At 61.3% G+C, this 25,613-nt stretch carries 19 protein-coding genes and 4 pseudogenes; 9 read left to right on the top strand and 14 right to left on the bottom strand.

Translation table 11 applies throughout. The annotated features are described in order from the left end of the window. Positions 1-129: 129 nt before the first annotated feature. Both IVB24_RS10795 and IVB24_RS10790 read right to left on the bottom strand, forming a co-directional pair. A complete protein-coding gene (locus tag IVB24_RS10795) occupies positions 130-324 on the bottom strand; it encodes a hypothetical protein (protein WP_345946931.1) in 195 nt (64 codons plus the stop codon). A gap of 31 nt (positions 325-355) precedes the next feature. After that, positions 356-550: pseudogene (locus IVB24_RS10790) on the bottom strand (hypothetical protein). A gap of 2,056 nt (positions 551-2,606) precedes the next feature. Between IVB24_RS10790 and IVB24_RS10780 the strand changes: the two are divergent. Further along, a pseudogene (locus tag IVB24_RS10780) lies at positions 2,607-2,999 on the top strand (helix-turn-helix domain-containing protein); the annotation flags it as partial. 180 nt (positions 3,000-3,179) lie between these two features. Here the strand turns inward: IVB24_RS10780 and ccoS are convergent. The 10 genes and pseudogenes from ccoS to IVB24_RS10730 all read right to left on the bottom strand — a co-directional run bounded on the left by ccoS (position 3,180) and on the right by IVB24_RS10730 (position 12,563). Continuing rightward, the gene (ccoS, locus tag IVB24_RS10775; protein WP_247342297.1) at positions 3,180-3,347 is read right to left on the bottom strand and encodes a cbb3-type cytochrome oxidase assembly protein CcoS; all 168 of its coding nucleotides are present in this window, start codon (positions 3,345-3,347) and stop codon (positions 3,180-3,182) included. Continuing rightward, positions 3,347-5,536, bottom strand: a complete 2,190-nt coding sequence (locus tag IVB24_RS10770; RefSeq protein WP_247363285.1) for a cation-translocating P-type ATPase — start codon at positions 5,534-5,536, stop codon at positions 3,347-3,349. The genes ccoS and IVB24_RS10770 overlap by 1 nt, the downstream gene beginning before the upstream one ends. 11 nt (positions 5,537-5,547) lie before the next feature. Then, entirely contained in the window at positions 5,548-6,033 is a 486-nt protein-coding gene (locus IVB24_RS10765) for a FixH family protein (protein WP_247363284.1), read from the bottom strand. Positions 6,034-6,048: 15 nt separating this feature from the next. Continuing rightward, complete coding sequence (ccoG, locus tag IVB24_RS10760) at positions 6,049-7,515, bottom strand: cytochrome c oxidase accessory protein CcoG (RefSeq protein ID WP_247363283.1); 1,467 nt, start codon at positions 7,513-7,515, stop codon at positions 6,049-6,051. Between the two features lie 108 nt (positions 7,516-7,623). After that, positions 7,624-8,499, bottom strand: a complete 876-nt coding sequence (gene ccoP / locus IVB24_RS10755) for a cytochrome-c oxidase, cbb3-type subunit III (protein ID WP_247363282.1) — start codon at positions 8,497-8,499, stop codon at positions 7,624-7,626. Between the two features lie 6 nt (positions 8,500-8,505). Then, on the bottom strand, positions 8,506-8,670 hold the full coding sequence (locus IVB24_RS10750) for a cbb3-type cytochrome c oxidase subunit 3 (protein ID WP_247363281.1): 165 nt from the start codon (positions 8,668-8,670) through the stop codon (positions 8,506-8,508). A gap of 13 nt (positions 8,671-8,683) precedes the next feature. After that, the gene (gene ccoO / locus IVB24_RS10745; protein ID WP_247363280.1) at positions 8,684-9,418 is read right to left on the bottom strand and encodes a cytochrome-c oxidase, cbb3-type subunit II; all 735 of its coding nucleotides are present in this window, start codon (positions 9,416-9,418) and stop codon (positions 8,684-8,686) included. Between the two features lie 10 nt (positions 9,419-9,428). Beyond that, complete coding sequence (gene ccoN / locus IVB24_RS10740; protein ID WP_247342233.1) at positions 9,429-11,078, bottom strand: cytochrome-c oxidase, cbb3-type subunit I; 1,650 nt, start codon at positions 11,076-11,078, stop codon at positions 9,429-9,431. A gap of 196 nt (positions 11,079-11,274) precedes the next feature. Next, positions 11,275-11,700, bottom strand: a complete 426-nt coding sequence (locus IVB24_RS10735) for a CBS domain-containing protein (protein WP_247342236.1) — start codon at positions 11,698-11,700, stop codon at positions 11,275-11,277. A gap of 36 nt (positions 11,701-11,736) precedes the next feature. Next, a pseudogene (locus tag IVB24_RS10730) lies at positions 11,737-12,563 on the bottom strand (universal stress protein). A 188-nt stretch (positions 12,564-12,751) separates the two neighbouring features. Here IVB24_RS10730 and fixL point away from each other — a divergent pair. The 4 genes from fixL (at position 12,752) to IVB24_RS10710 (ending at position 16,156) form a co-directional block, all read left to right on the top strand. Then, the gene (gene fixL / locus IVB24_RS10725) at positions 12,752-14,269 is read left to right on the top strand and encodes a sensor protein FixL (protein ID WP_247342240.1); all 1,518 of its coding nucleotides are present in this window, start codon (positions 12,752-12,754) and stop codon (positions 14,267-14,269) included. Between the two features lie 3 nt (positions 14,270-14,272). Continuing rightward, positions 14,273-14,890 carry a response regulator FixJ gene (gene fixJ, locus IVB24_RS10720; RefSeq protein WP_247342243.1) on the top strand — a complete coding sequence of 206 codons (618 nt, stop codon included), beginning with the start codon at positions 14,273-14,275 and terminating at the stop codon, positions 14,888-14,890. 44 nt (positions 14,891-14,934) lie between these two features. After that, complete coding sequence (locus tag IVB24_RS10715) at positions 14,935-15,354, top strand: response regulator (protein WP_247342246.1); 420 nt, start codon at positions 14,935-14,937, stop codon at positions 15,352-15,354. A gap of 103 nt (positions 15,355-15,457) precedes the next feature. Further along, on the top strand, positions 15,458-16,156 hold the full coding sequence (locus IVB24_RS10710) for a helix-turn-helix domain-containing protein (protein ID WP_247342248.1): 699 nt from the start codon (positions 15,458-15,460) through the stop codon (positions 16,154-16,156). A gap of 330 nt (positions 16,157-16,486) precedes the next feature. Here IVB24_RS10710 and IVB24_RS10705 read toward each other — a convergent pair whose 3' ends face one another. Together IVB24_RS10705 and IVB24_RS10700 are read right to left on the bottom strand one after the other, a co-directional pair. Beyond that, a complete protein-coding gene (locus IVB24_RS10705) occupies positions 16,487-17,083 on the bottom strand; it encodes an EAL domain-containing protein (RefSeq protein WP_247342251.1) in 597 nt (198 codons plus the stop codon). 280 nt (positions 17,084-17,363) lie between these two features. After that, positions 17,364-18,605: pseudogene (locus IVB24_RS10700) on the bottom strand (cytochrome P450). 545 nt (positions 18,606-19,150) lie between these two features. On the opposite strand from IVB24_RS10700, the gene IVB24_RS10695 reads away from it, so the two are divergent. The 4 genes from IVB24_RS10695 (at position 19,151) to IVB24_RS10680 (ending at position 25,074) form a co-directional block, all read left to right on the top strand. Beyond that, positions 19,151-19,477 (top strand): GcrA family cell cycle regulator, encoded by a 327-nt coding sequence (locus IVB24_RS10695; RefSeq protein ID WP_247342255.1) that lies wholly within the window; start codon positions 19,151-19,153, stop codon positions 19,475-19,477. A gap of 1,139 nt (positions 19,478-20,616) precedes the next feature. Beyond that, positions 20,617-21,948, top strand: coding sequence for an oxygen-independent coproporphyrinogen III oxidase (gene hemN, locus IVB24_RS10690; RefSeq protein WP_247342258.1), 1,332 nt, complete (start codon positions 20,617-20,619; stop codon positions 21,946-21,948). Between the two features lie 195 nt (positions 21,949-22,143). After that, a complete protein-coding gene (locus tag IVB24_RS10685; RefSeq protein ID WP_247342263.1) occupies positions 22,144-22,332 on the top strand; it encodes a hypothetical protein in 189 nt (62 codons plus the stop codon). 1,482 nt (positions 22,333-23,814) lie between these two features. Further along, on the top strand, positions 23,815-25,074 hold the full coding sequence (locus IVB24_RS10680) for a carbohydrate porin (protein WP_247772852.1): 1,260 nt from the start codon (positions 23,815-23,817) through the stop codon (positions 25,072-25,074). The last annotated feature ends 539 nt before the right edge of the window (positions 25,075-25,613 follow it).

The following is a 25,613-nucleotide window of genomic DNA, read 5'->3' as shown; positions in this document are numbered from 1 at the left end:
CCAGCATGATGATCAGCGATCAAGCTGACCAGCACCGATCGCGATCGGCGTGATCTCGATCATCATCCTCGGCGGCATCAGCATGCCGATGTCCAGCAGCAGAAGCAGTACGCCATTCCGCTGTCAGCCTCAGAACGGACGTTGGGAGGCCGTTCTCGGCTGCAAGGTCGAGGTGCTGACCAAGGGCCTTCTTTCTCCCGACCCGCGCGGCAGCGCGCGGATGCCGAACAACAGTTCGGCGATGGTGACGCTGGAGAAAAACAGCGTCTCGGGCCCCTGGGCGTCGAGCCAGTCACGAACCGATGGATGCGGTTCGGACTTCATCGCTCGGAGACCAGATTCGTATCGAGCAGGATCATTCGAAGCGCATCGGCTCAGCGAGACGCGCGTCGCGGCCATGTTCAAGTGCCTCGACATCGGCATTGGTGAGGCCGATCTTCTCGGGACGCACGGCGGCCTCCAGAATGGCGCGCATTTCCGCTTCCGCGCTGCGATTGTGCTACGCCGCGCGGACTTTCCCCTTGTAGGCAGCACCATTCTCAAGCGCGATCGTGCTGCACGACCGGGTCCACGAAGGTGATGTGCAACGTGATCGGCCCTCTGGAACCGTCGAGCAACACGCGAAGCCTGCTGCGCGTAGCACCGAACCCGAGAACGACTCCTTGCTTGCCGCTCAGACGCGGTCCAGCCGCTTCGCAAACGACTACACGCTCACCTACGGTCCAGTCGTGGAGCGTACTTTCACTGGCACATGTCACTTTGAGTGTCCGAGGACTTTACCCGTCCCAATTCCAACCACGCCGAAAGAGACACGCAGTTAACGATCGCACATCGGGTCCCTCCGTTTCCGACACGCCTCGAAATGCTGCAAGACTCGCATAACCGCGGCCCGACGCCTAGCCGAATGTTAGAGCTCTGCCTGGCGGTTCAGGGCCGGACTGGATCCACCAGTTGGAGTACGAACCTCCGGAATGCTGGTCTACTTTGAATTGGAGGATCCTTTTTGCAGTGGCGTTTATCCATTGGTCTAGGAGGGCCTAACGGGCGCTCTCAGGGCAATGAGCGTTCTGTCCACCGTCGCGACGATATCCGCGACCGTGCTGTGGTCGGCATCGCGGTGGTGCTGTTCACGACGCATGACCATTCGGAGGTTGAGGACGATGACTGCCACAAAACTCTCGCGACCCTTCCGTGAAAGAAATGCTCTCGAGCGCCTGGGACCGGGAGCTGGCGAAAGATCTTGCCCAGGAAGTCGAGATCTGCACAGGCGACCGCGCGAAACGTTCGCCGAGATGCGCGGCTTCCTTGCCGTCAAGGGCTACCGGGAATTTCTGCCGGCCGCAGAAGGCTCGCGTAAAAAATCGTCGAAGACGCGCTGAACTTGGTCGCTCACGCGATACGCTCCTACGCGCTCGAAAGGCCGGCTCCATCCGCCGCGCTTTTCCGGAGCGCGGCCGTGATTGTTCCGAGTGGCGCGACGCTCGTGAAAACCTGCATACGCTGATAATCGGCGTCCTAGCCGAATTACGGGCTCTTCGGCGAAGCCGCCGAGAACGCCCTCACTATGTTGAGGAGTCTCGTTCGCGCCTACGTGCTGAACGAACTCATGCACACGGTCGTGGGATCGATTCCTACGACGAAGCGTTCGACGAGGCCCTCCAGGTCTTTCGTGCTCGGGCTGCCGGCTTTCGCTTCCTCGAGAGGCGGCCGGGCGAGCGGGCCGTTGCGGCAGGAGCTTGCCTACGTCGCCGATCAAGAGGAAGGATGGGCCTCCCGGTAGGGGATCGAGGTAAGGTCTGGCAACGGCGCTGGCCGAGATTTTGGGTTGAATGTGCTCTACGGCCGGACGCCCGGGGGAGAAATACTGCAATTGCGGCGGACCAGCTACGTCCGCGCAAAGGACATTGCGCTGGCGCAACGGCGGCCCCGGCCGGCTTCAATAAGAAAGCATCACACCAGAATTGGGAGCGTATTGGGCATGAAGAAAACAGAGAAGACTTATCCCATTCTTGAAGGCCTCCTGGATGTTTTCGGTAACTGGCTGAGGCATCGTCGTGAACTCCGTGAGTTGCATCAACTCTACTGCGGCACGAATCGCGCCGATCTGCGCGTTACGCCTGCAGACCTCGATGCGTGGTCAAGGACGCTTGCGGCTGACGAAATTGCCCGGGTTACTGAAGGTTCTCGGCATCGACCACGAGGATGTCTTCGCGATCGAAGCCGGCAGTGCTGCGCGACGAGCGGGTCTGCACCCAATGCGACCGGAAGGTTGAGTGCAACAACGATGTCGAGATCAGGGTGGATACCAGAGATTACGAAGACTACTGCCTCAACGCTCCAACGATGCAAGCGCTCAGCAGCAGCCTGGAGGGCCACCAGAGATGACACCGAATTTGACCGTGTGGCGGTGCCTCGCATCCTCCGCCCATCAGCAAGGAGATCGCCGATGCTTCCGCCCGCACTCTACACCACCCAGCCTTCCACGACTCGCTCCGCGCCCTCGCCGTCCGCTGCGTTCGGCGGCTGGTCGGCGGCTGGTCGGCCAGACGGCGCTCGTGGCCAGCGAATTCGCAAGCGGCAAGGACGAGGAGATCTCGGCGAGGGCCCACCGCATCGCGGCCGAAGCGATCCTCGAGACCACGGTGCGCCTGGTAAACCGGGCGAGCCCGGACAAGGCGGCCAATACAGACTGTCAGGTCGCGCGCAAGCTCTGGACCCTGACGGCCGGCGAGCTGAAGCACGCGGAGGACCACATGCTGCTGCTCGGCCGCAAGAACGCCATGGAGGATCGCGACCTTCCTGCTCGAGACGGACATCCCGCACCGCGGCCGCCGGCCTGATGGCCGTCCGAGTGCCGCCGTGACATCGGCGACTATCTCGGCCTCATCCTGGAGACGGTCTCGCGAGCCCTGTCAGAGCTTCACGCCTAAGGCCTTCTCGGCTTCTCCGGAGCGCGCCAGATCGTGCTGCGCCATCGCCAGCATTTGCCGGACATGGAGGTCGGACTCCCGCCACGCCGCCGGTCCGTTCAGTTGCGCCGCCTTCGATTGGCAACAACGCCCCCATGCAGTGACACAACCTGCCGTCATAACAAACCTGGTCAACCCTCCATCAACGACGACAGGGATGCTCTCCCATTCACTGGAAGTCCGCCGCACCTCGTGTGGAAAGCTACCGCTTTACCGCTTAGCCGGCGCCTCTTGCGGCGGCTCGTCGTCGGCAATCGCCCGCCACGCTGCGCCGTCGAGATCGTCGTACTGGCCGCTCCGGAGCGACCAGAGGAAGCCGGCGAGGCCGGCAAGACCGAGCATCAGCGCCAGCGGGACCAGAATGATCAGGATCTCCATCACACGATCTTCCGCGAGGCGCTGCGTGCCCGCAGCGAATTCAGCATGACCAGGATTGACGAGCCGCTCATAGCGGCAGCCGCGATCAGGGGCGTGACGACACCGCTGATCGCGATCGGCACCGCCAGGACGTTGTAGCCGATCGCAAGCCAGAGGTTTTGCCGCATCAAATGCAGCGCCTTGCGCGCGGAATCGATGGCGGCAACGACTGGCGCCAGCGGCCGGCCGAGGAAGACGAGATCGGCGGTCGCCTGGCTGAGATGCGCGGCCGAGATCGGCGACATCGAGACGTGGGCCGCCGCGAGCGAGGGTGCATCGTTCATGCCGTCGCCAACCATCAGCACTTTTGCGCCTCGCCGTTTCAGCTCCTCGATCCGCGCGATCTTGTCGGCCGGCGTCACGCCGGCGCGCCACTCGGCGATGCCGAGCGCGTGGGCGGCCGCCCTCACCGCCGGCTCGCGGTCGCCGGAGAGGATCTCGATGCCGATGTTGCGCGCCTTCAGCGCCGCGATCACGGCCTGCGCATCCGGACGCAGCCCCTGGCGCACCGAGAGGATGAATTTTTCCGTTCCCTTGCTGAAAGCGACGATGGAGGCTTCAGCGTCGAGATTGACGCCGCCGGCCAACGCCTCGGCGCCGCAGAAGGACGGACGACCAAGACGAATCTCGACGCCCTCGACCACAGCGCGCACGCCCTGCCCGGCCTCCTCGACCGCGCCGACGATCGGCGATCTGGCGCCGGCGGCCTGCGCGACCGCAGCGGCCACCGCATGATTGCTCGACAGCGCGAGGCGACCGGCGAGCTCGAAGATATCAGTGGAGATCTCGGCCGCATTCGTGACTGCGAGATCCGGCAGAGTCAGCGTGCCGGTCTTGTCGAAGATGATGTGGTCGGCTTCGGCCAGCCGCTCGATGGCGTCGCCCGAATTGAGCAGCACACCCGACTTGAACATCGCGCCCGAGGCCACCGTCTGCACCGTCGGGATCGCAAGCCCGAGCGCGCAGGGACAGGTGATGATCAGCACGGCAACGCCGGTCACGATTGCATCATGCCAGCTCGCGCCGGCGATGACCCATCCAAGGACGGTGAGAAGCGCGGTCGCGTGGACCACCGGCGCATAGAGCCGCGAGGCGCGATCCGCGAGCCGCATGTAGCGCGAGCGCGCCTGGAGCGCGTTGTCGAGCAGCCGCGTGATCTCGGCAAGCAGCGTGGCTTCTGAGGCGGCCGAGACCCGCACCCGCAGCGTGCCGGAGATGTTCATCGAGCCCGCATAGACCGGCGTGCCCCGCCCGGCCGTGACATAGAGCGTCTCGCCGGTGATCAGGCTCTGGTCGATCTCGGAGCGTCCCTCGATCACGGTGCCGTCGACCGCGCAACGCTCGCCGGGCCGCAGCAGCACGATGTCGCCGGGATGGATCGCCGCAACCGGCACCTGCGAAATCTCGTCAGGCCCGACGAACTTGGCCGCGGTCTCGGCCTTGAGTGCGGCGAGATTGCCCGCGACCGCGCGCGTCCGCCGCCGCGTGTTCTGGTCGAGGAAGCGGCCGACCAAAAGAAACGTGAGCAGCATGATCGCCGCGTCGAAATAGGCGTGCTCGGCGTGGTGGATGGTCTCGACCACGGACATGCCGAGCGCAAGGCACACCCCGATCGAGATCGGCACGTCCATGTTGGTGGTCTTGTTCGATAGCGCGCGCCAGGCCGAGCGGAAGAACGGCTGCCCCGCATAGGCTGCCGCCGGCAGCGCGATCAGCGCCGACAGCCAGTGGAAAAAGTCGCGCTGCTCGGGCAACATGTCGGAGACATTGCCGGACCACACCGGGATCGACAGCATCATCACGTTCAAGGTGGCGAAGGCGGCGACGCCAAGGCAGCGCAGCAGGAAGCGCGAACCGGCAACTTCCGTCGCCTCCGCGCTCTCGGTCTCGTAAGGATAGGCCTTGTAGCCAAGCTCTGCCAGCCGATCGATGAAACGGCTTGGGTCGAGCGTGCCCTGCTTCCATTCCAGCGCGACGCGCCGGTCGGTGAGGTTCACCCGCGCCAGCGTGACGTCGGGAATCGCCGACAGTCCGCGCTCGATCTTGGCCATGCATCCGGCGCAGTGAACGCCCTCGACCGCGAGATCGATGTGCTGGACGCCTTCGCCCGCGGTCCGGACGTAGTGCGAGAAGTCCCGCGTGATCTGCATGGCGAAATCCTTCAGTTCAGAATGACGCGGTTGCGTGACAGGAAGACGCGCGCGCCACGCAATTCGCCCTCGATCACCATGTCCCATTGCCCGGGCGCGACGGAGGCGGCATTGCCGCGATAGATGCCGATGCCGGCCTCCGAGAGCTCGACCGCGAGATCAGCTCGCTTGTCGGTCGGCCGCTCCAGGCGGCCGCCGAACTTCAACCCGCTCACCGGATGCCCGGCAGCGTCGCGCGCTTCGACCTGGAGCACGGCATTGCCATCGGCGCGCCGCTCGATATGAGCGTTAACCTGCCATTTGCGCGCGGCTTGGTCCTGCGCCGCCGAGATCTCGCGGTCATAAATGAGGCCTGCGGCATAGGGGCTGTCGACGTCGGTGCCGGGCAGCGTCGCGATCGCAAGCTTCATCATGGTCACGTTGACGCCGATCACGACGCCGAAGAAGGCGACCAGCATCGGGAACACCTTGGTCCCGGTCAGCGGCTTGGATGCCATGGGTGTCTCCTGGACTTACGGTGAGACGAAATTGTCGGTGGCGGACGCGGCCTCGCCGAGCCCGATATCGGTGACGTGGAAGCGGACGGGAATAGACTTCTCTGGATTGCTGTCCGCCGGCGCGGTGACGAGCAGCCGCAACTCGCTGGTGGAGTCGCGGGGGATCACGATCATCGGCCGGTCCGGCGTCACGGAATCAACGCCGGTGACGTGAATGGTCGCGTTGGCCGGACCGTTCGCGTCGATCGCGATGACGCGGTCATAACCGCTCTTGTTCAGCAGCCGCACCGTATAGGCGTTGCGGATCGAGCCGTCGCTGAGCCTGACGGCGACCGGATTGCGGTCGTGCAGCACGTTGACGTCGAGCAGGCTGCGGGTCGCGAGGGTGTAGATCATGATGCCGCCGACGGCCGCGATGATCGCGCTGTAGGCGACGGTGCGGGGACGGACGATGCGGTAGACCGGCGCCTTGCCTTCCTGGCGGCGATGGATATTGATGTCGTTGTCGTAGCCGATCAGCCGCTTCGGACGGCCGATCTTGGTCATCACGTTGTCGCAGGCATCGATGCAGAGGCCGCACTGGATGCATTCGAGCTGCGGCCCGTTGCGGATATCGATGCCGGTCGGGCAGACCGCGACGCATTGATAGCAGTCGACGCAGTCGCCAGCGTGCTCACCGATGGCGCGCAGCTCGATCGCCTTCTTGACCGAGGTGCGCTTCTCGCCGCGGTCGTAGCGGTAGGTGACGTTGAGCGCCCATTCGTCGGTGAGCGCCGCCTGGATCCGCGGCCAGGGGCACATATAGACGCAGACCTGCTCGCGCATGAATCCGGCGAGCACATAGGTCATCGCGGTGAGAATGCCGATCCAGGCATAGGCGATCATCGGCGCCTCGAAGGTGACGAGCTGCTTCACCAGCGTCGGCGCGTCGTTGAAATAGAGCACCCAGGCGCCGCCCGTCCACCAGGCGATCAGGAGCCAGATCGAATGCTTGAGCACGATCTCCGAGATGCGCTCGAGCCTCGTCGGATCGGACGATTTGTCCTTCTTCATCCGCTCGCGCCGGTCGCCTTCGATCAGGCGCTCGACGGCGTAGAACAGGTCGGTCCAGACCGTCTGGGGACAGAGATAGCCGCACCAGATGCGGCCGCCGACCGAGTTCATCAGGAACAGCGCCACCGCGGCGACGATCAACAGGCCCGTGAAGTAGTAGACCTCCTGCGGCCACAGCTCGATGAAAAAGAAGTAGAAGCGGCTGTTGGGCAGATCGATCAGCACCGCCTGGCTCGGAGCGCCGAGACCGCGGTTCCAGCGCACGAAGGGCAGGAAGTAGTAGATGCCGAGGCAGAACGCCATCAGGCCCCATTTGATCCGGCGGAAGGTGCCGGAGACGCTCTGGGGATAGACCTTCTTCCGGGCTGCGTAGAGCGGCCCGTAATCGTCGTCCGATGTGAGGTCGTTCGGGTTCACGGTCTTGTTCATCGTCAAAAGCTTCTCGCAAAGGTGCGATTAAACCTAGACCCGACGCCGCGGCGTCAGTTGATCCAGCGCAAACGGGGGCGTTTTGTTCGCCCGTCTTCCGTCAATGGGCTATTTTCCACCGCCCAGCGAGTGGACGTAGACCGCCATGGCCTTGATGGTGGCCGGATCGAGCCGCCCCTCCCAGGCCGGCATAACGCCGGCGCGGCCTAGGCTGATGGTCTCGATCAGGCTCGCCTCGTCCGAGCCATAGAGCCAGATCTTGTCGGTGAGGTTCGGCGCGCCCATCTCGGGGTTGCCCTTACCGCCATCGCCATGGCAGGCGACGCAATTCTCGGCGAAGATCTTTTCGCCCTTCGCCGCGTCGTAGCCCTTGCGGGTTGGCAAGCCCGATAGCGACCGCACGTAATTGGCGACCGTGACGATCTCGTCCGGCTTCAGCACGCCGTCCTTGCCGAAGGCGAGCATCTGGCCCTCATGCGCCTTGACGTGACCGGAACGCGCGCCGAACTGGATGGTCTGCATGATCTGGTCGAGCGTGCCGCCCCACAGCCAGTCATCGTCGTTCAGGTTCGGATAGCCTTTCGCGCCGGCGCCGCCGCTGCCGTGACACGGCGCGCAATTGTCGCCGAACACCGTCTTGCCCTTGGCGCGGGCGAGCGCCAGCAAGGCCGGATCCTTTTCGATGTCGGCGAGCGAGGCCGCGCCCAGCGCCATCATCTTGTCGCCGCGGATCTTCTCGAGGTTTGCGAGCTCGACTGCGACGTCGGCGCGGGACGAGTATCCGAACATGCCCGTGGTGTTGCTGGAGATCAGCGGCCAGGCCGGATAGACGAGCCAGTAGCCGATCGCCCAGACGATGGTGAGGTAGAAGGTGATTACCCACCAGCGCGGCAGCGGCGTGTTGAGTTCCTTGATGCCGTCCCACTCGTGCCCGGTCGTGGACGTGCCGGTGACGGAATCGATGTCGCTATGATGATCGGTCATGATCTCTCACTCCTCCCGCAACGGCAGGTGTGCCGCTTCGTCGAAAGCGGCCTTGTTGCGAGGCCAAAATGCGTAGGCGATGATCGCGAGAAAGATCGCGATGAAGACCGGCGTCCAGATCGTGGTCACGAGACCGGACGCAAGATTGTCGAGTGTCAGGATGGCTTTCATCGTTGATGCCTTCTCAGCGAAGATTGGCTTTATCGTTGTAGATCTTGAAGTCGACCAGCGTGCCGAGCATCTGCAAATATGCGATCAGCGCGTCCATTTCGGTCGGCGTGCCGGTCTTGCCGTCGAAATTGCGCACGACGGCCTTGACGTAGCGCTTGCTGAAGGCATCGCTGCCGGAATTATCCGGATCGGCCTGGGCCTTCACATCGGCGCTGGCGCTCGCGATCTGATCGTCGCTGTAGGGCACCCCGACGGTTCTCAGCGTGCGCATGTGGTCGGCGATCGTGTCGGGATCGACCTCGGTCTGACTGAGGAACGGATAGCCCGGCATCACCGACTGCGGCACGATGGCGCGCGGGTTGGTCAGATGGTTGACGTGCCAGTCGTCGGAATATTTGGCGCCGACGCGGGCAAGATCGGGACCGGTGCGCTTCGAGCCCCACTGGAACGGGTGGTCGAACATGCTCTCGGCGGCGAGCGAGAAGTGGCCGTAGCGCTCGACCTCGTCGCGCAGGGGGCGGATCATCTGCGAGTGGCAGAGATAACAGCCTTCGCGGACGTAGACGTTGCGGCCTGCGAGCTCCAGTGGCGTATAGGGCCGCACCCCGTCGACCGCCTCGATCGTGCTCTTGAGGTAGAACAGCGGCGTGATCTCGACGAGACCGCCGATCGCGATCACCAGCAGGATGCCGACGATCAGGATGATCGAGTTCTTCTCGAAGACTTGATGGCGTGTCCAGAACGACATGGAAAACTCCTCATTCCGCCGGCTGAAGAGCGACGGGCCTCTGGACTTCCGCTTCGCCGACGCGAACCGTCATCCAGAGATTATAGGCCATGATCAGCGCGCCGATCAGGAACAGGGCGCCGCCGGCGGCGCGGATGATGTAGAAGGGATGCATCGCCTCGACGGTCTCGATGAAGGAATATTCAAGGAAGCCGAGCGAGGTGTAGGCGCGCCACATCAGGCCCTGGAGGATGCCGGACACCCACATCGCCGAGATGTAGAGAACGATGCCGAGGGTTGCGATCCAGAAGTGCCAGTTGACGAGCTTCAGGCTGTAGAGTCCCTTGCGATTCCAGACCCACGGCACCAGGCAGTAGAGCGCGCCGAAGGAGACGAAGCCGACCCAGCCGAGCGCGCCGGAATGCACGTGACCGATGGTCCAGTCGGTGTAATGGCTGAGCGAGTTGACGACCTTGATCGACATCATCGGGCCTTCGAACGTCGACATGCCGTAGAAGGCGACGGAGACGACGAGTATGCGCAGCACGGGGTCGGTGCGCAGCTTGTCCCAGGCGCCCGACAGCGTCATCAGGCCGTTGATCATGCCGCCCCAGGAGGGCATCCACAGCATGATCGAGAAGGTCATGCCGAGCGTCTGCGTCCAATCCGGCAGCGCCGTGTAGTGCAGGTGATGCGGACCGGCCCAGATATAGAGGAAGATCAGGGCCCAGAAGTGGATGATCGAGAGACGGTAGGAATAGATCGGCCGCTCGGCGCGCTTCGGGATGAAGTAGTACATGATGGCGAGGAAACCGGCGGTCAGGAAGAAGCCGACCGCGTTATGGCCGTACCACCACTGGAACATGGCGTCCTGGATGCCGCCCCAGGCGACATAGGATTTTGAGCCGAACACCGAGACCGGGAGGGCCGGATTGTTGCCGAGATGCAGGACCGCGATCGTCACGATGAAGGCGAGATAGAACCAGTTCGCGACGAAGATGTGCGGTTCCTTGCGCTTGATGATGGTGGCAAGGAAGACCAGCAGATAGGTGACCCAGACGATGGTCAGCCAGAGATCGGCGTACCATTCCGGCTCCGCATATTCCTTGGACTGGGTGACGCCGAGCAGATAGCCGGTGCCTGCGATCAGGATGAAGAAGTTGTATCCGACGACCACGAACCAGGGCGCGAGATCGCCGGCAAGGCGTACGCGGCAGCTCTTCTGGACGACGTAGAAGGACGTGGCGATCAGCACGTTGCCGCCAAAGGCGAAGATCACCGCCGAGGTGTGCAGAGGACGCAGACGGCCGAAGCTGGTCCAGGGCAGATCGAAGTTCAGCGCCGGCCAGGCCAGTTGCGAGGCGATGATCAGGCCGACGAGGAAGCCCGCGATGCCCCAGAACATCGCCATGAAGGAGGAAAACTTGATCGGGCCCATGTTGTAGTTGGGGCGGCCGTTGATCTCCGCCGGCGGCAGCGCCGCCGCGCGATCGAAGTACCGGTTGATGATGCAGAACACCGCGGCCAGGCTCGCGGCCGCGCTGAGCGCAGCGTGGAAGGCGAAGGGCGCGTCGAGCGCCTTGGCCGAGGCGATTAAGCAGAAGAAGGCGGTGACTGCGAACACGACAGCCAGGCCGCTTTCACCTGACGTCATGGATTTGGAGAGGGCGGGCTGGCTCATGCGGATTCTCTCTGAAAGAACACGCCGCCAGAAACCACATCCGCCCTCGCGGGGAATTGATTGAAATCAAGCTAGCTGGATTTCCGTTGATGTGAGACCGATGCGGATCAGGGAGTAGTATCAATTGCTTGCGCACGGCACGGCGCACACCGCGAAGCATTGCCTCCGGAAAATCACGGAGCTTGAAATCGCGGGATCAGTCCCGCGCGGTGGCCTTGAGCGCCGCGATGACGTCCTCGCGGGCGATGATGCCGACCAGCTTCTGTGCGCCGTCGAGCACGATGATGCTCCTGATGCGATGCTCGACCATGATCTGGAGCACGCGCGTCAGCCTCGTGTCGGGGCTGACATAGATGAACTCGGGCGTCATGACGTCGCCGATCTTGCGGCTCATCAGGTCGGGATAGCGCGGCAGCATCTGGCTCGGCGTGAAGGCGAAACACTTCAGGATGTCGAATTTGGTGACGATGCCGACCACCTGCCCGTCATCCTCGACTGGATAGGAGTTGAAATCGTCGCGCTCGAACATCTCGCTGAGTTCGAGCAGGTCGAGATCGCACTGAGCCGTCCGTACGTTGCGTATCATGTAGCCGCCGACGGTCTGTTCAAGAGACTTGTACACGCGCGTCCTCCTCGATTGGTCTGGGTTCGCCAGCCGTCAGTGCGACAGCAACACGCAGCGGGCCGATTGCGTCATCAGATGATGCGTGGCGCCGCCGAGGATCAGCTCGCGGAAGCGCGAATGATGCGCCTGCGACGATCAAGCCGGCGCCGATGTTATAGGCGATCTTCTCTAATTGCGCGGCGGCGGTTTGGTTTCTCGCGGCTTCCGGGATGCGCGCGATCGCAGCGAGGCCGTGGCGAGCGAGCCATGCGGCAACGTCCGTGACGCGCCCCATCGCGGCCGAGCCGTCGCCAGCGTCTTCCGGAAGCTCGACGATGGTTATGTCCTTCGCGTTGCGCAGCCTCGGCAATGCATCGACAACCGCCCGCCGTGCCTCGGGCGTGTCCTTCCAGACTATGAGCACGCTACGCAGATCGAGCCAGTTGACTCCGTCGGTTACCATCAGGAGCGGCCGGCCAGCCTGCATTACCAGATCCTTCGGGCTTGCAAGCGAAAAGGCATCGGAGAAAGCGGGCTGTATCCGCCGCTGACGACGATGTCGGCGCACCGCACCTGCGCCAGGACAAACCGCCTGGGAAAATCCAGGGCGCTGCGCCATTCCGAGTGTCCGCCGCGCGCCTTCGTCGCGGCGCGGAATTGCGCCTCCAGCTCGGCAAGGCGTTCCTGACGGAAGCCTGCTCCCGATCGATCAGCCCTAGGGCCTCGGCGCCATCTGCGAAATAGAGCGGCGGAGCGAACTGCGCCGCGGCAACGCCGACAATGGTCGCCTCGAACCGCTCGGCGAGTTCGCCCGCGACCTGAAGACGTGCCTCGTTGGGCTGATCGAGCGCCAGGCTGACCACCACGGTCGCATATGTCATCGGGAGCCTCCGGGCAGTACGTTGCTGTGGATATCTAGCCGCGCCGACGCAAGGCAGGATGAGGTAGATCAATTTTCGGCGCCCAGTTGGGAGAAATCCGCCGATCAGACATCCGAACTTGCCTCCGGTCCGGCCTTGGGCGAAATTGCCGCCACGGAACCCCGCCGCGGGAGAATGGGAGCAGTAGCTTGTCGCTGAGCCGCGTAACGCATCCGCCAGAGGACGCTCGCGGCGAGCATTTCGGCGTCCGGATCGAAGGCTTTGGCGTCGGCACCTGGGATCTCGATCTCAGGACGCGCGAGCTGGAGTGGTCGGAAACCGCGAGAATGCTGCTCGGCATCGAACGGAATCAACCGGCGAGCTATGAACTCCTTCTCTCGCGCCTCGGTCCCGCGGACCGCGCGCGCCTGGAGAGCGCGATCGAGCATGTCGTCGACCACGGCGGCGGCTTCGACGTATCCTTCAGAGTTGCCAATGCCTCAGGCCTGGGGCGCTGGATTCGCGCCCGGGCAGGTCTCATCCGGGACGACGCCGGTGCCGCCCGCCATCTCAGCGGCATCTTTCTCGACGTCAACGAGGAGAAACAGGTTGAGGAGGCACTGCGCACCCGCGAGACTCACCTCCAGTCGATCCTCCAGACCATTCCCGATGCAATGATCGTCATCGACGGCCACGGCATCATCCAGCTCTTCAGCACGGCGGCCGAGCGCCTGTTCGGCTGGCCCGAGCAGGAGGCCATCGGCCAGAACGTCAGCATCCTGATGCCTGAGCCCGACTGCACCCGCCACGACGGCTACATCGCGCGCTACCGCACCACCGGAGATCCGCATATCATCGGCATCGGGCGTATCGTGACAGGCAAGCGCCGCGACGGAACCACCTTTCCGATGCATTTGGCGATCGGCGAGATGCAGTCGGGCGCCGAGCCTTATTTCACCGGATTCATCCGCGACCTCACCGAGCATCAACAGACCCAGGCGCGGCTCCAGGAATTGCAGTCCGAGCTCGTCCATGTCTCGCGGCTGACCGCGATGGGCGAGATGGCCTCTGCGCTCGCCCACGAGCTCAACCAGCCGCTGGCGGCGATCAGCAATTATATGAAGGGCTCGCGACGGCTGCTCGCCGGCAGCAGCGACCCGAACACACGGAAGATCGAAAGCGCGCTGGACCGCGCCGCCGAACAGGCGTTGCGCGCCGGCCAGATCATCCGGCGCTTACGCGACTTCGTGTCTCGCGGCGAGTCCGAGAAGCGGGTCGAGAGCCTGTCCAAGCTGATCGAGGAAGCCGGCGCGCTTGGGCTTGCCGGCGCCCGCGAGCAGAACGTGCAGCTCCGCTTCAAGCTCGATCCGGACGCCGATCTCGTCCTCGCCGACCGGGTGCAGATCCAGCAAGTCCTGGTCAATCTGTTTCGCAATGCGCTGGAAGCAATGGCGCAGTCGCCGCGGCGCGAGCTCGTTATTGCCAACAGCCGCATCGCCGATGATGTGATCGAAGTGGAGGTGTCCGACAGCGGGTCCGGCTTCCAGGGCGACGTCATTTCAAACCTGTTTCAGACCTTCTTCACCACCAAGGAGACCGGCATGGGCGTGGGACTGTCCATCAGCCGCTCCATCATCGAGGCTCACGGCGGCCGCATGTGGGCCGAGAGCAACGCATCGGGTGGCGCAACATTCCGCTTCACGCTCCCGGCAGCCGACGAGAACTGATTCATGACAACCAAGGGACATGTCTACGTCATCGACGACGACGAGGCGATGCGGGACTCGCTGAACTTCCTGCTGGATTCCTGCGGCTTCGGCGTCACCCTATTCGACAATGCGCAAGGCTTCCTCGGCGCCCTGCCCGGCCTCGCCTTCGGCTGCGTAGTCTCGGACATCCGCATGCCGGGCGTTGACGGAATCGAGCTTCTCAAGTGCATGAAGGCGCAGCACAGTCCGTTCCCGATCGTGATCATGACCGGTCACGGCGACGTGCCGCTCGCAGTCGAAGCGATGAAGCTTGGTGCGGTCGACTTCCTGGAAAAGCCGTTCGAGGACGACCGCCTCGTCACCATGATCGAGGCCGCGATCCGCCGGGCCGAACCGGTCGCCAAGAACGAGGCTATCGCGCAGGATATGGCCGCCCGTGTGGCCTCGTTGAGCCCGCGCGAGCACCAGATCATGGAGGGGCTGATCGCAGGTCTCTCCAATAAGCTGATCGCCCGCGAATACGACATCAGCCCGCGCACGATCGAGGTCTACCGGGCCAATGTGATGACCAAGATGCAGGCCAACAGCCTCTCGGAACTGGTCCGGCTGGCGATGCGCGCCGGCATGCTGAAGGATTGAGGCAGGTCAAGGCACTTGTGCGGGCCTGTGATAGCCACGCAGGCATGATCGAGATCGGCTCGCCCCATCAGCGGCCCCCAGGCGCATCGGCAAAGCCCACCGTCTACGTGGTCGACGACGATGCCGCGGTGCTGGGATCCCTGCGCTTCCTGCTGGAAACCGAGGGCTTTGCCGTGCAGACCTTCAGGAGCGCTCCGGCGCTGCTCAATGCGACGACCCCGCCCGGCGCGGACTGCTACGTGATCGACTACAAGATGCCTGACATCAATGGCATCGAGTTGGCCTGGCGGCTGCGCCAATCCGACGCCGACAGGCCCGTGATCCTGATCACCGGCTATCCCGACGGAAATATCTCGGTAAAGGCAGCGGCGGCAGGGATCAAGGACGTGATTTTGAAGCCGCTCCTCGATGAAAACCTGGCGAAATGCATCCGCCACGCCATCCAGGACAGGCGCGGCCACTGACCTACGGGATTCTCCGTAGGTAAACCTCCTTAAGATATCGCTCGAAATTTCCGGATCGCGCGATCCCGCGTACCAATGCACCATCACAACGGAGATGGCGCAGATGCTGACCCAGACGCTCAAGACCCAGGCGATTAAGACCCAAATCGGCGGTAAGATCGCTCCCGCGCGTTCCGTGTCCGAACAGTTCGGCGCGATCGCCGGACATGCCGGCCTCGTTGCCACCGAGTTCTCCTATCGCAAGGACGAGGAGATCTATGGCGAGGACGAGCCCGCCGAATATGTCTATCAGGTCGTCTCCGGCGCGGTGCGCAGCTACAAGCTGCTCTCCGACGGCCGCCGTCAGATCGGCGCGTTCCATCTTCCCGGTGACGTGTTCGGCCTCGAACCCGGCCAGACGCATCGCCTTGCGGCCGAAGCGATTATCGCCACCAGCATACGCCTCGTGGAGCGAGCCAGCCTCGAAAGGTCCGCCAGCACCGACGTACAGGTCGCGCGCAAGCTCTGGGTCATGACGGCGGGCGAGCTGCGTCACGCCGAAGATCACATGTTGCTGCTGGGGCGCAAGACGGCGATGGAGCGTGTTGCAACCTTCCTGCTCGAAATGGATCGCCGCCTCGCCGTCGCCGGCATGATGGCACTGCCGATGTGTCGGCGCGATATCGGCGACTATCTCGGCCTCACGCTCGAGACCGTGTCGCGCGCGCTCTCGCAGCTTCACGCAAAGCGCATACTCGGCTTCTCCGGCGCCCGCCAGATCGTACTGCACAACCGCCAGCGCCTGCACAATCTCGATGCCTGATCGCTTTCACCCGGCCGCGTTTCTCCTCTCCGACTTGGCCCGCCGAACGCATTTCGGCGGGCCTTTCTTGCCGCAATCAAGCCGCGGGCTGCGTGTCCGGCCAAGAGGATCAGAGTTGCCAAAACGTGTGCCAACTGCTGCGGCGGAGTTGAAGCCCCAAACGACCAAACCGGTTCGACCTCTCCCATGAGGTTGTGGCCTAGCAGCCGGCCTGACGTTACGGTGCGCGCAGGCGAATGCGGCGCTGGATGTTGACGTCCTCTAGATCATCCTGATTTTCGCGGTACCGGCCTGCTGGCAGCTCTCGCACCAGTGACGCTGGTCTGGATCTCAGTCCGGGTCCTTCAATGCCGAATCCTGAAGACAGCTTTGTCGAGCCCGCCGCAATCTCCCCCATGAGGCCGACTGGACGAGAGATGGGACCCTCGGCTTGGACCGACTTTCCGCCGCAAGACGCTGCGGGCGTCCGATCAAGTAGCCTTGCATCTCATCGCAGCCCTCCTGGACAAGGAGCAACATTTGGACCTTCGTTTCGATCCCTTCAGCAAGCACCGGCACGCCAAGACCCTGAGCGAGCCGATAACAGCGCGAACGATGGCCAACGATCGCTCGTTCTGTCCAAGCGAGCCAACGAATGCCCGATAGATCTTGATCCAGTCGAGAGGGAAGGCCTCGATGGTAGGACAACGAGGAATACCCGGTCCCGAAGTCGTCCAGCGCGATCAGGATGCCGAGGCTCTTGAGCAATTGCATCGTCTTCTTCGCGCGCAAGACATCCTCGATCAGCACGCCTTCGGTGATCTCGGGCTCGAGGCCGGCCAGCGACAGCCCGCTTTTGCCCAGCGCCTTGCGGACTTGCGCATCGAGGTTCTCCCTGCGGATTGCGCGGCCGAAACGTTGACGGCGATCCTCAAGAGTCGGTTCCACGACGCGGCCTCACGGCAAGCCTCCATCAGCACCCGGTCGTCAATCTGGGCAACCGACCAGCCTCAGAGCGCCGCTCACGCCGCTTAAGCGCGATCAGCCTACCGCCAAAAAGGCCTTGCCGGGGCCCTCGGATCGGGCACTGTGGCCCTGCCGGCAATCGTCAAAACACCCAGAAGCCCGCAAGGCAACCCCGGTGAACTTACCGAGACAACAGGTCTCCACGAGGTCCTAACCGGTTCTGCACGATATGACCAGTGTTGAATGTCGCTCGCAACCGAGACTAACCTGGAATCTGCACCGGCAGTGCGGAATAACCGTGCCCAAAATTGGATTGAACTCGCTCCGGTTCGCTCGCCGACCACCGTTACCTCCAGAGATCGCTTCAGCATCTCCTGCCACAGGGATTTTCAGCTGCAGCTCTGCAAGATGCCTACCCACGCAACGATGAATCCCAAAGCCAAAAGAGAGATGCTGCCGTACATTTTCCCGATCGATGATGAAGCTGTTGGGGCTAGCAATAACCTCGTCGTCTCGGTTGCCAGAGATGTACCACATCACAACTTTATCGCCTCGCCTGATTTTCTTGTGCCCTATCGTGAAATCGTCCACAGCGGTCCGGCGCATATGCGCGCTAGGCGTTTGGTATCGTATAATCTCGGATACCGCCCCGGGCACTAGCGAAGCATCATCGCGGAGTTTTCGCAGTTGGGACGGATTTTGACTCATGAACAAGACGCCCCGGTAATTGAGTTGCGCGTAGTATCGTTACCTCCAGCAATCAGCAGAATGAGGTTGCCCAGGAATTCACATGGCTCCATGTTTCGGGTCGCCGGTGAATGCGCTATCATAGAGATTAGGTCAGCGCGCGGCTCGGATTTTTCCCGTTCGCTCCAAAGCCGTGTGAAATAGTCCAAGCACTCGGACAGCACCGCCTTTCGCTTTTCCCAGCTGTCGATCTGGTGGCCCATTTGTGGACTCAAGGCGGCTACGTCCGACCAGTAGGTCAGCAGCCGTCGATCTTGAAATGGAAAGTCGAACAGCGTGGCCAGCATTTGGTCGTCAACTCGATGGAGACTCTATCGACCCAGTTGAAGGTATCATTGCGCGGCAAACCGTCCAATATCTTCTGAACCCGCAAGCGGATCAAGCCTTCAAGCTTCGCCAGGTTCTCCGATGCCGCGATCGGACTGACAGTCTTACGCTGCTGAGCATGGACAGGAGGACTCATCTTAATAAAACTGGGAGTCCAATACTTCTGCGGCGGGTCCACAATTGTGACGCTTCGCTCTGACGAGGAAATTGTGTGATTTGAATCCACGCCTACGATGTCGCGGTATTTTGTTATCGACCAATATGGACCGTACGGGCTGCCTTCGCAATAATGGACGGGATCTTCCCTTCGCAGCCGCTCGAAACAAGTCCAAACGGTATCACCTTAAAAACGCTTGGGCTCGCTTACATCAAGGTGGCTCAGCGAGATGTCAGCCTCCTCGCAAGCGTTCTCTGCCGATAAGGCTGTCATGATTGTCTCGCGGACATTGGCGTGAAATTTTGAAAGATCGGCTCATGCGCTATTTTGCACTCGCATGGAAGCTCGGTCGAAACACAACGAGCTGGGCCGTACAGTAACAATGTGTGACGCATGTCCATGGCTCGGCTTCGCGAGAGCTCTCTGAAATTATCTTACGGCCGAAGTTACTTGGGAACTTGGTTCGGCCCCCGTCGATAAAGAATAGTGGAAAGGCGAGCGAAGCTCCCCTATCAAGATTGGGGAGGCGCGCGAACTCGCTTTTGTGGTAGTCAACATCAGGACGCAAGCACTCGCCGCGATGGCACCCAGCGGCACGCCCGGTTGCCACTCGACTACTTATATTGCGCGAGCAGGTGGGACCCTAATCACGGTAGGGACTAACAAGAGAGCGCGGTGTGCCAAGGACACTCGTTTTTCCTTACTCGCGATGCGGGCTTTCGTAGAATGAATGAACAGGAGACCAAACCGGCGATCGTGCGCGAGCCGGACGAAGAGTAAACTAACCTGACGTCACAACTGGCACTAAAGTATCGTCCATGCGCTGGAATAGAAGAGAATTGGCACAGCTGGAAAAGCTCTGGGCCGCGGGACAGAGTGCCGCGCAGATCGCGCGTCATCTCGAGTGCAGTCGCAACGCAGTTTGCGGCAGGCTAGCTCGGTTGGGCCTCACTCGAGGTCACAAGCCACCAACAGCAAAACCCAAGATTAGACCCGCCCCGAAGCGAGGGCCGACGGCGATGGCGGCTGGTCGCGATTGCGTCGGAAAGAAGCTGTCGCAAAAGGCGCTAGATAGCCAGCCTCAGGAAATGAGCAAGCGGCAGCTTTACGCGATGCTAGCTGAGGCAGTCAGGAATCCCGCGTAGAACTATCAGGCGCACCGCGATCTCCCGGGCTATGCGCCGTACTTGGTCCATTCGGACGATTTGCTTGTTGGTTTACGCGCTTTGTGGCTATGGGACGAACAGTGGCGTCGAGTAGAATGTTCGCGGCGGAGGCTCGATCGTAGGTCGATTCATCCAATCTCAAGAGGCTGGATGCACTGAATTTGAAGAATGCGTTCTGGTTCTTGAGCCTCAGTATCGGCTATGCGTCTTCGGGGAAGCGCCGACGTCCTGGTTTGCGCCGGTGTTTGGAAGTTTCTGCACACGCCGTGCCCGACGATGTACACGAGCTCGGGTGAAGCCGCTTGACCGTGAGCCTGTCCGGATGGAACCTCCGACAGGTACCGCCCCGGCGTCGGTGACAAGCTCAGCCTTGGAGCAACTTCACGGACCGCCGAGCTCTCGATATATTGTCTGACGTCGGTCAAAAAAAATAAACCCCTGCAGTGCCCAGACACACGAAGGCGACCACCACCCACCATAGATGCCTTGACGATCTGTGCAAAACCGGTGGCAAGTCTGAAACGGCTGTTCAATTGCATCGATCACGTCTCGCTCGCCTACCCGGTCATTACTTTTTCCATACCAACTCGAGAACACACTCACGCCAACAGCCGTGGCGCCGCGCGACACCGACGATCCGCGCATTGGTGAAGTTCGACTACGTACCGGGATGTCCCCGAGCCGGCGCAGGATCCCTGGGTGGATGGGGAATACGCCAGGCAGAAGTCAACTACCAAACCTGGTCAGTTGATGAAGATTGCGAGGCGATGTATCAATTTTGTTCGATGAACCTCGCAAGAGTCAGGTCGTGGAGCAGTTCGAGCTCTAGCAGCGTCAACGGCCCCGGTGGATGTCTCGTTGGCGAACGTCGGAGATTAGCGAAGCGGAGTTGAATCTGGGGCTCCGCCGTGGCCGTGTTGATTCGAGTATCTCGCCTGCAGCAGTTGTTCTCTGTCTTCGAGAGGAACGGCTTGCTATCCCACACCGCGTTTCGTCAGCAGATCGGCCGTCACGCAAGCTTCCAATTGTCTAGCGACATTCCGGATTACTATCGGCAAAACGGAATGCAAAAGACTTCGCTTGCGACCACAAACTTCGTAAACATAGGATAACAATCGTTGCAGACCTCGGTCCTGGAAAAGTATTGCGATGCTCGCCTTCCTTGGTACACCATCTATCCAACTGTAGCCCAGTTCTCCACGGTGGTCGGCGCCGAAGCCTCTGAGAAATGGCTGCAGCGCCTGCCGGTTAATGAGTCCGTGTCGCTCTATTTCCACGTTCCGTTCTGTCGATCGATTTGCTGGTATTGCGGCTTCGCTCGAAGCATCACTCGCCGGGATTCACCCATCCTAGAATATTTGGCGGTTCTTCGTAAGGAGATCGAGTTGGTCGCGGCGCAGGTGCCGCAACGGCTGCCTGTGAGCGACGTGCACTTCGGCGGTGGAACGCCGACCCTCATCGAGCCCGCGCAGTTCGGGGTACTGATGGAACTTCTGCGCCGCCGCTTTGCGGTTTCGAAAACGGCCGCCATCGCTGTTGAGATCGACCCGCGCACGTTCACGCTCGCCACATCCGAAGCGTTAGCGGCTGCCGGCGTGAACCGCGCGAGCCTGGGCGTCCAGAGCTTCGATCCAATTGTTCAAAAGGCCATTAACCGCGTTCAGAGTGAGGCACAAACGGAGCGCGCTGTCGAAATGCTGCGGCAGCATGGAGTAATCCGCATCAACTTCGACCTCATCTACGGTCTGCCAAATCAGACGGTGCAGTCCTGCGTTCAGACCGCGACTACGGCGGTGGCCATGCGACCAGACCGGCTTGCGGTATTCGGCTACGCGCACGTTCCTTCCTTTAAGAAGAATCAGCGCCTGATCGACGAGGCAACGCTGCCAGACAGCCCTGCCCGTGCAGAACAGGCCGCGGCGATGGCCAATACACTGCTTGCTGCGGGCTACCGCCAAATCGGACTCGACCATTTCGCCTTGCCGGACGATGAGCTCGCGCTGACTCAGAAAGCCGGTCGCCTGCGGCGGAACTCACTGGGTTACTCGGCCGACACCTGCCATAAAGTCATCGGCTTCGGCCCGTCGGCGATCGGCCGCCTTGGCGACGGTTACGTCCAGAACGAAGTTGCAGCGGGTTCTTACAGCGGCCAAATCAAAGCCGGCCGTCTGGCGACGGCAAAGGGTTACTCTCTCAGCCTCGAAGACCACGTCCGGGCCGCAATCATCGAGCGGCTGATGTGCGATTTCGAGGTCGACGTGCCGGCAATTTGCATTACTCATGGATTTGACCCGGTCCCGTTCCTCGGTTCACCCCGCTTGGCAATGCTCGTCGAGGATGGGATCGTGGAGGTGGAAAAGGGATTCATCCGCGTGAGGCAGGAGCATCGTTTTCTAGCTCGCGCTGTGGCGGCCGCATTCGATGCTTATCTTGGCGCGCCGCTCTGTTAAGACCAGCCAACGAGCGCTAATCGTATGAACGCATTACGTTCCGTCACGCGCCCAGAAGCCCGGGTAACGAATTTCGCTCACCTGGTGCACTCACGTACAGCGCCAAATTCATAAAGGACTCCGTGTGCAGCTGCGCGACGAGAGCCGACCCGGCCCTAGCCGCGAAGAGCAGCTAGGCGAGTTGGCTGCCGGGAATTGGACGTTCCCGACTGCAACGCTGTCCGCTCAAACGGCGCGACCGACAAAGTTCATCACATCACCACCATTGCCCGTGTGGCCGCGGACCTCGACCGGGACGACGACTGGCTGCGGGACGTCGCCAACAAAATGGCGATCGAGGACGGCTTCATCTGGGTCTACCGCGTCGGAGAAGATGAGATCTAGGCGTTCAGCGACTTCGGTATCGAAAACCTGATCGAGTTCGTCCGGATGTACGAAGATATCTCGACCTGGCTCAAGCGCTGGCAGCCCGGGATACCGCAATCAGCCTGCGGTCTACGCTGGATACGAACTCCCAGCAAAGAGGAGCGCTTCGTGGATGCACGACGGATCGTATTGATGTGCATGCTCGCCGCTCGACCGGGATCGCTACGGACCGCCGCGTGCAATCCAGAGCAGCAACTGGTCGACGCGATGAGCTAGACCAAAGAGCACAAAAGGACCAGCGCCGGCGCGACACGCGCGCAACCGGGATCGAAGCGACCTTCCCGACTTGCCCCCTCGATGCTGCCATACCGGAGTTCGTCCCTGACGCCGGGACGGTCCGCGCCGAGCGGCACGATACCTACGATTCGCACAGCGACGGCCGACGTCCCGCGCCCGGTCAACTACCAGACCTAGCAATTGATGGAGATGACGGACACATGCCAGTCAGTGCCGGTGAAACTCGCTCGGGCCACATCAAGGAAGAAGTCGCGATGCGATATAGTTCCGGCAAATCCAATGGAGCTGATGGATGTTCTGTCTGGTCCCGCAGCTATCAAAACGCCTCCAATCGCGCTCTCCATCTTCCCATGAGAGCCAATCAAGGCCTTGTGCCGGCCTCAGCGAGCTTACGGGCGTCAAAAGATGTTAGCCCCTTCTGCTCGCCTGTGCTTCATCCCATGGACCGAGCTGCGGGCGGCGTTTCTCGGGTCCGGCGTGTTGTTATGCGAGCTCAACTACTGGGCGGCTCTCTGTTGAAGAACATTGCTTTTCGTCGTGGCAGCGGATTTGTCGTGAGAATCCCTCGGCTCCGTGCGCCGGCCGCCAATCCTAGCGAACGCTCACATCGAGCAGGCCACTCTCCGTGTCGACATGGTGCAGCAGATGCTTGCATTCGATTAGCGATCGAGCGGCTGGGTTGTGTCGCGCTGGGTACCACCACGTTGGTCAAGCTGCGCCAGCAGGGTGATAGCGCGGAAGGCTGAGCGGGTCTCGTTGGCATAGAGATGCCGCCTGGCCTCAAGCGTCACCTAGACCGCCGAGCACAAGGATCGCGAACCGCTCTAGGCCGTCAGGTGGAAGTGCACTTTATTCAAATCGACGGACGTGGAAATCACTATGCATCGTTGCGGTATAGCGCCAGTATCCATGCGGGCATACTCGGCTGGCGTAGTTGCTTTCATCTCTCGACCAAGTGCGAAGCCAAGAGGGCGTATTCTCCTTTCCCTGATAGCTAGTCTTGCCGGCAGTTCGGCGGCGGCAGAAGGTGGTGATAACTCTGGCCCTAGAAGTCACAGCCCCGATGAGCTCGCTGAGGCAAGAAGCCAAACAATCGCGAATCCGGCTGTAACCTTCCGAAGCGCCCGGCCCAAAGCAGCGGCGCGCCTTTCTGGGAACTCGCTGCCAAAAGCAGCTATGTCTAGTACAACGCCCGACAGTGAGGTGGACACCGCCAAGAGCAGAAGTCAAAAGCAGATTGACCGATTCGCAAAATTCGAGAAGCTCCGCGAAAAAGGTGCGGCGTTCACTGGGCCTGGTCCTGCGGACACGATAGGTCAGGATACAGCTTCTGTCAGATCCGAGCTTTCGGATTTCGGGATTGGATTCGCTGGCTGGACCCTAAACACGTTTGTCAACAATCAAGTCGGTAATGCCACCAGAAGCACCATCGCCAATCAACAATATGTCGGCCAGAATCCGACATTTAGTACGGTCAACTCTATGATCGTGACCTATGACCTCGCTCGGTTTGGAATTCCAGACGGTCAGATCGTCGTGGGATCCGAGCATCAATATTGGACATGGAAGAGCGCCGGGCCAGACCGACTGGGAATCAGTGCAGTTTCCTACTATCAAACGTTGTTCGAAAGGAAGATCGAACTCAAAGTGGGTTACCTCAGGAACCAACATGAGTTTGCGGGTGCCGGAGAAAAAGTTTTTGGACCGTCGTCGAAGATGCTGTTCCAAGCAGGCATGAGCAACAATTGGGCGCCAACGCCGGCTCTTAATCTGAAGTACAATTTTGACGATCGCTTATATAACAAGCTCTCAATCCAGCGCTCGCTTAGTCCAGCCGGTCAATATACGCATGTAAGCGAAAATCCCACTGGCTTGAACTGGAGCACGCGCGACGCGGGCATTCTTTTGCTTGATGAAGTTTGCTATAAGAACAAGCCTACTCCCGGCGTACCCGAGACTTGGCTGCGGGCTGGCGTGGGCTTTAACAACAGCAGCTACACGGACCTACAGCATCCGACGCAACCGACGGCCAAGGCGAACAGCGTCTACTATGTAGCTGCGGATAGGCAATTCTGGCAGTCTGCCGTCCATGGCTCGGCATCTCGCGGAATCTATGGCGGGTTCTCTGTGATGTACGCTCCGCCTGACCTAAATAGGGCTAGTCAGTACTACGAGCTTCGCCTGTATGCGAAGGGCCTGTTTGACAGCCGGCCCACTGATCAGATGAGTCTTGTTGTCAACAACACCATCTGGAGCGATTTCGCGGTGGACGCTGCATTGGCGAAAGAGCAGCTGGCGCACCGGGACAGCACAGCAATTTCGGGACTGTATACGGCGCATCTGGCGCCCGGGATATATACAACCGTAGGACTGACGTACATCAATCACCCGACAAGCATTACCTACACGCCGCAAACAGGACACGCCCTGAATATCTTGGTATCTACGTCGGTATTCTTCTAGGCTCTGAGGACTGCGCGGAGCGGCATGTAGTCGATGTCCCACTCGCCCTTTTCAACGGTATGGGCCACCCATCACGGCGATTTTGGTATCCGCTTTGCTCCTGACGCGAAGCCGGGTACCGCGTAAATTGAGCCTTGATATCCAACGTAGCATGCTGTTGGGAATGGTAGGTTAGAGCCTTTGCTGCTTCGGTCTACGAGCGATAGGCCGACGTCGTACTTGCGCAAGAGCTATACCCTCCGGCCGCGGAATGATCTCCCATGCTCATTTGTTCAATCGAGTGCAGAGCTTGCGGCAGCGACATTGCTTTCGGATGATTGCTGGTGCAGCTCGTCAGAATCGCGCCCGAGCTCGTACTCTGCCATGACAGGCCGAAATCGTGCCCTCGGAGCTTAGTTCACGCCGAAGAGGTGTGGTAAGCGGAACCGCGACACAGATGCCAAAGCTACCCAACTACGGCAATCGCTATATCTGTCCGACGGTCGTGGCGCTGGCCGAAAGGCAATGCGCGAGCTCGGCGGACACGTGCCCCCCTTCGG

Origin of the sequence: Bradyrhizobium sp. 192, from assembly GCF_023100965.1 — a bacterium.
Lineage (GTDB): Bacteria > Pseudomonadota > Alphaproteobacteria > Rhizobiales > Xanthobacteraceae > Bradyrhizobium > Bradyrhizobium symbiodeficiens.
Note: the sequence above shows the minus strand (reverse complement) of the source record. Positions and strands in the feature narration are given on the sequence as shown.